The organism is Mesorhizobium sp. M7A.F.Ca.CA.004.12.1.1 (assembly GCF_003997835.1).
In the GTDB taxonomy this organism is placed as follows: domain Bacteria; phylum Pseudomonadota; class Alphaproteobacteria; order Rhizobiales; family Rhizobiaceae; genus Mesorhizobium.
In genome coordinates this window covers 1-5,234 of sequence record NZ_RZRK01000442.1, presented here as the reverse complement: position 1 = coordinate 5,234, position 5,234 = coordinate 1, and the positions used below count along the sequence as shown (strand labels likewise).

The 5,234-nt window shown below is 61.6% G+C and carries 4 protein-coding genes and 1 pseudogene; 3 read left to right on the top strand and 2 right to left on the bottom strand.

All coding sequences use genetic code 11. The annotated features are described in order from the left end of the window. Positions 1-744, top strand: a pseudogene (locus tag EN984_RS21925) (glutamine synthetase); the annotation flags it as partial. Positions 745-770: 26 nt separating this feature from the next. On the opposite strand, the gene EN984_RS21920 reads toward EN984_RS21925, so the two are convergent. Together EN984_RS21920 and EN984_RS21915 are read right to left on the bottom strand one after the other, a co-directional pair. Then, positions 771-1,619, bottom strand: a complete 849-nt coding sequence (locus EN984_RS21920) for an endonuclease/exonuclease/phosphatase family protein (RefSeq protein WP_127271470.1) — start codon at positions 1,617-1,619, stop codon at positions 771-773. Between the two features lie 110 nt (positions 1,620-1,729). Beyond that, a complete protein-coding gene (locus EN984_RS21915; RefSeq protein ID WP_127271959.1) occupies positions 1,730-3,193 on the bottom strand; it encodes a phosphatidylserine/phosphatidylglycerophosphate/cardiolipin synthase family protein in 1,464 nt (487 codons plus the stop codon). A 304-nt stretch (positions 3,194-3,497) separates the two neighbouring features. Here EN984_RS21915 and EN984_RS21910 point away from each other — a divergent pair, with 304 nt between their 5' ends. Together EN984_RS21910 and EN984_RS21900 are read left to right on the top strand one after the other, a co-directional pair. Continuing rightward, entirely contained in the window at positions 3,498-3,701 is a 204-nt protein-coding gene (locus tag EN984_RS21910) for a hypothetical protein (protein ID WP_164749109.1), read from the top strand. A gap of 655 nt (positions 3,702-4,356) precedes the next feature. Beyond that, positions 4,357-4,878, top strand: a complete 522-nt coding sequence (locus tag EN984_RS21900) for an AraC family transcriptional regulator (RefSeq protein WP_127271838.1) — start codon at positions 4,357-4,359, stop codon at positions 4,876-4,878. The last annotated feature ends 356 nt before the right edge of the window (positions 4,879-5,234 follow it).

Here is a 5,234-nt window from a genome sequence, read left to right as displayed (position 1 = left end):
ATGTATGAATATGCGCTGACACCGAAATCGGCACTGCAGGCAGCCGACGACGCCATGCGTGCCAAGCTGCATCTGCGCGAGCTGTGCGCCGAGCGTGGCCTGGTCGCCACCTTCATGACGCGCTTCCAGCCGCCGGGCAAGGAAAGCGCCTGCGGCGCGCATCACCATGTCAGCCTGTGGCGCGACGGCAAGCCGGCCTTCGCCGCCGGCCCGAACCGGCTGACGCCGGTTGCGGAAAAGTTCCTTGCCGGCGTGCTCCACCGGATGCAGGAAACACATCTGTTGTTTCGGCCGACGGTCAATTCCTACCGCCGCTTCGATCGTGGCGCCTGGTCGCCGGAGGACGTCGCGTGGGGTTTCGAGAACCGCACAGCACCCGTCCGCGCCATCACCACGCCGAATGACGGCGCCTGCCGGCTGGAGCATCGCGCGCCGGGCGCCGACATCAATCCCTATCTGTCGATCGCCGCGATCCTGGCGGCTGGCTGCGAGGGCATCGAGAAAGATCTGCCGCTCGAAGCGCCGGTGACGTCGAACCTGGCCAATCTCGACAAGCCGAAACTGCCGCGTACGCTCAATTCTTCGATCGAGGCCTTCGCCGCATCGGATTTCTGCGCGGATGCGTTTGGTGAGGCCTTTCGCGACAATTATGCCGAGAGCCGGCGAGCCGAGCAGGCGGCATTCGACGCCTGGCAGGCGTCGCACATCACCGACTTCGAGTGGCAGCGCTATTTCGTCAGCTGATCATGCCAGGGCGTTCCAGCGTAAATCTACACGCTTTGCGACACCGGAGAAATCAAGGCGTTATCGGAGATACGCTCCAGGCGTACGAAGGCCGTCAGCGGCAGGTGGTCGGAGGCAACGCGCGAAAGCGGCGTGTCATGCGCGTTAATGGCGGCAATCATGCCGTGCCTGTTGGCCATGATCCGGTCGAGCGCCAGCAGCGGCAGGTTCGACGGGAAGGTGGGGACCGCCGGCGGCTGCGGGCCGAACGTTGCATGCAGCGTGTTGAGAGCGGAGCGGTTGCCAAGCCGCCATTCGTTGAGGTCGCCGAGCAGCAAGGTCGGTCTTTCGTCCGGGCTGTTCATCAGGTCGAGCACGACGCGCGCCTGCTGGGAGCGCGAGCGGCGCAGCAGGCCGAGATGGGCGGCGATGATGCGCAGCGTCTGGCTTCCATCGAGGTCGATCTCCGCCACCACCGCGCCGCGCGGCTCCAGTCCCGGAAGCTTGATCTGGTGCACGTCGCGAACGACGCCCTTCTTGAACAGCAAGACGTTGCCATGCCAGCCATGGCCCTTGCCTGTGGCCGAAATCGGCACCGGAACCAGGCCGGTTTCCCGTTCGAGCCGGGGCAGGTCGAGAAGCCCATTACGGTCGCCGAAGCGATTGTCGGCTTCCTGCAGCGCGATGAGATCCGGATCGATTTCGCGGATGACGCGGATGGTCCGTTCCGGGTCGAATTTCCTGTCGACGCCGATGCATTTGTGGACATTGTAGGAGGCAACCAGCGTGCCGGTGGTGGCTGTCGTCTTGAGTGCGGCGGCATTCGCTTTCTGCATCCGGCGGTCACGAAGGGACAGAAGCATGCTTGCCGGGAGGCTGCGTCCAATTCTGTGCATCTCTGTGCTGCTCGTCCTCGCTGGCATCAATTCAGAAGCCGGATACAGTGAAAATAGGCAATTTCCGCGTATGTTCCATGACGGACGAGTTCCTCAAGCGCACCTCCGCCTTAGAGATAGGGTGAACCGAGCCACAATACCCGGTCGAACAGCCTGATAAGAAACGGCCGGGCTCGCAAAGCTTCCAGCGTCACCGGCACGGCGGAGGCGATCGCCGACCCGATCCGCGCCTCGATCTCGCTGGCAAAGCCGGCATCGAGCACCTCCAGGTCGATCTCGAAATTCAGCCGCAGCGATCGGGCGTCTAGATTGGAAGAGCCGACATAGGCCCACACGCCGTCGATCGAAAGCAGCTTCGAATGGTCGAACGGTCCCTCGGTGCGCCAGACACGGCAATAGTGTTTGAGCACCTGATCGAACTGCGCCATCATCGCGCGGTCGACGAGGAAAAGATTGTTCACCGCCGGCACCACGATGTCGATTTCGACCCCGCGCCTGCCGGCGGTGATCAGCGCGCTGATCAGTTCCCGATCCGGCAGGAAATAGGGCGACATCACGCGTATAGACTTGCGGGCGACCGAGAATGCACCGATCAGCAGCTTGTGGTTGGTCTCGTTGCTGGCATCCGGGCCGGAAGCGACCGCCCGCACCATCATCGGTGCGCCTGGCGACGGCGCCAGCGGGGCGATGCGCCAGGCGTCGCCTTTCAGCGCCTCGTTGGTGGCGAAGCGCCAGTCCTCGGCGGCGACCGAAAAGAGGTCGGCGACGATCGGACCGGTCACCCGGAAATGCGTGTCCCTGGCGCTGTTGGAGCCGGCGAATTCGGCGGAGAAGCCTTTTCGGATGTTCATGCCCCCGGTGAAGGCGGCGATGCCGTCGACCACCAGGATCTTCCGGTGGGTCCTCAGATTGGCGTAGGGCAGGCGCAGGCCCATGACGATGTTGCCGTTGAAGACATCGGCGGGGATGTTGGCCTCGCGCAAATGCCCCAGGATGCTCGGCACCGAGTAGCGGGCGCCGACGGCATCGATCAGCACGCGGACGGTGACGCCGCGGTGGACGGCGCCGGCAAGCGCCTGGACGAAGAGCAGGCCGACGGCGTCATTGTCGAAAATATAGGTCTCGAGCAGGACGCTGCGCTCGGCACCATCGATGGCCGCGCACATGGCGGCATAGGCCTCGTCGCCGGTCTCCAGCACATCGATTGCATTTCCAGGATTGAGCGCGCGCCGCGCCACCCTGTCGCCCAATGTCCGCAAGCCCGTGAATCGTTGCCCGTAGCGCTCGACGATCAGGGCCTCTTCGACAGCGACGTCGCGCTCGTGCTTGGCGGACATCGCGCCATCGGCAAACGGGCGCTGGGCGGTGATCGTGGCGCGGCGAATGCGGTTGATGCCGGCGACGGCATAGATCAGCACGCCGAGGATCGGGGACAGCACCATCACGCCGACCCAGCCGGTGGCGGCGCGGACATCTTCCTTGGTCATGACGGCATGGACGATGCCGACCGTCGCCATCACCACGGAGATGATCGCCAGAATTTGCGGCCAGTGAGTCGCCAGGGTCGCCAACATGCCGAGACTATCCAGCGAGCGGTTGCAGAAGGCAATGCAGCCGCTCGTGCCGTGCATTCGGTGGATGGTGGCATGCGGCCCTGGCTGAAGAGTTCGACCGGCCGCAGAGATCGATGGGTTGAAGCACCCCGATAGATCCTGTCAGAAGGACAAACCTGACCCAGGGGAAGCATAAAGCCTGGCATCGTCCTGTTCTTCCCAGGCCCACCGAAGCCTCTTATGCTTTGGTACCACCTCTATTGTATATCAGGAGGAATGAATTTAGTTATATAAACACTTTGATTGATGGCGAGGGGGGCGCTGAATGATGAAATTCAACTTCGATGGACCTCCCGGCGATGACGCAGTTGCCGACACGTCGGCAGAATGCCAACGCCAATTGCTGCCTCTCGTCCGTGAGATCGTTCAGGCAGCGGTCGCTGCCGGGTGGAGCGAGGAGGACGTTCTTCTGGGGTTTGTGGAACTTACATGGGATTTGTACGAGAATCGTCGCGACGATCTGCAATGACCGGCAGCCGATCGGGTAGCTCTACATTGCCTTGAAGGGCTGCTGAATTGGTCGAATTACCCAGACCTGAAGCAGGGCTCCGAACTCAGGCCAACCAGAGGCCTCGCGGCAGCGGGCTCGGTGTTGGCACTTTTGCGCTGGCAGCTTTCACGATAGGAATTTTTTCTTGACTCGGTGACCTCAGCTAAGGTATAAATTTGTGCATGGTGCTGATTTGCGCCAGTGACCCGCCGAACAGGCGGGTTTTTCGTTTGATGCTCCGTCAGCCTATGCGCCGGCGAAGGTTCCGAAATGGTCCAGTCCTTGCCTTGTTGACTGGTCCGTCTTCTTATCCCGAACAAAATTTTTTCTTTGCGTACGGATGTTATTCACACTCCGCGCCATGTGCGTTACGTTGGATCCGGGTCGGGCTAAGGGGGATTTCAGGCGGCGGACAAGCGGCTGAGGCCAGGCAATGAAAAATACGGACGATGCTCGGGAAAGCGGCGTTTCCCGGGGCGTCAATCGAGAACGGACAGCTCGATTTGTCCTGGACATAATTCCTGAAAGCGCCGGGCCCAGGAGGGCCACCGCGCGGGGGAGTGTCATACCCTCCGTCCGCGATCCCGTCTCGCAGACATTCATCGTTCGCCGTCCGGCCGGAACGATCCGATGAATGGCGATGCCGGCCGGCTTCGATCAATCACGAATTGTTTTTCGGGGGAACGAGGAGGAAGGCCTCCGGTTGAACCTCATCTGGGACGTGTCAGGAGGCCGAAAAATGCCGGGTGATGATGGTTTCCCCGGACCGGCTTCCGGAACCAATCTGCGACGGCCGACGCTCAACGCGAAAGGCGGGCTTTCGGTCCGCAGCACACGCCGCGTGCAGGAATTTCTGGACAAGAACTTTACCCGCAAGCTGGCGCTTGCCGAAATGGCCGCTGTTTGCGAGCTTTCGCCGTACCACTTCATGCGGGCTTTCTCGAGGACGTTCGGGGTGCCGCCGCACCAGTATGTCCTCGAGCTGCGGCTGGATTTGGCTGAAAGACTGCTTGCCGACAGCCGCATGACGATCGCCGACATCGCGCATTCCTGCGGATTTTCAAGCCAGAGCCATTTTACCACCGTGATGAAGAAATACCGCCAGGTGACGCCGCTGCAGCTGCGGGTGGGCAAGCTTAACGCCAAGGTTAGATGAGGTGGCGCTTAGGTCGTTGCTTTATTTCTTGGTTTTAAAGCATTGGCTAAGGTAACAAGCCGTTAACCTCTGCAGGTTTGCTCCGATCTTTTCTCACAAGGCAGCAATTTCGTGAAATACCGCGGGCAGGAATCATGTCTTCCTGCGGTGGAACGGAATTGTCAGACATTTCGTGCCGGCCAGCGGAGAGGGAACCATGACCGACAACCAGATTTCGAACGGCTCGCTTCTTGTTCAGCGTCGCGCGGCGCATTTCGCCGGGCACTGGATCGCGGGGGCCGATGTCAGTTCCCGCTCGGTTCGCCGCCGCCTGATGGCTGTGCTACGGATGGCGCATCGTGCGCTCGGCATGGGGC

Bases quoted from the DNA above. Each gene is read 5' to 3' on its own strand.
- EN984_RS21920 (WP_127271470.1), bottom strand. From the start codon at position 1,619: ATGCACAGAATTGGACGCAGCCTCCCGGCAAGCATGCTTCTGTCCCTT.
- EN984_RS21915 (WP_127271959.1), bottom strand. From the start codon at position 3,193: ATGTTGGCGACCCTGGCGACTCACTGGCCGCAAATTCTGGCGATCATC.
- EN984_RS21910 (WP_164749109.1), top strand. From the start codon at position 3,498: ATGATGAAATTCAACTTCGATGGACCTCCCGGCGATGACGCAGTTGCC.
- EN984_RS21900 (WP_127271838.1), top strand. From the start codon at position 4,357: ATGGCGATGCCGGCCGGCTTCGATCAATCACGAATTGTTTTTCGGGGG.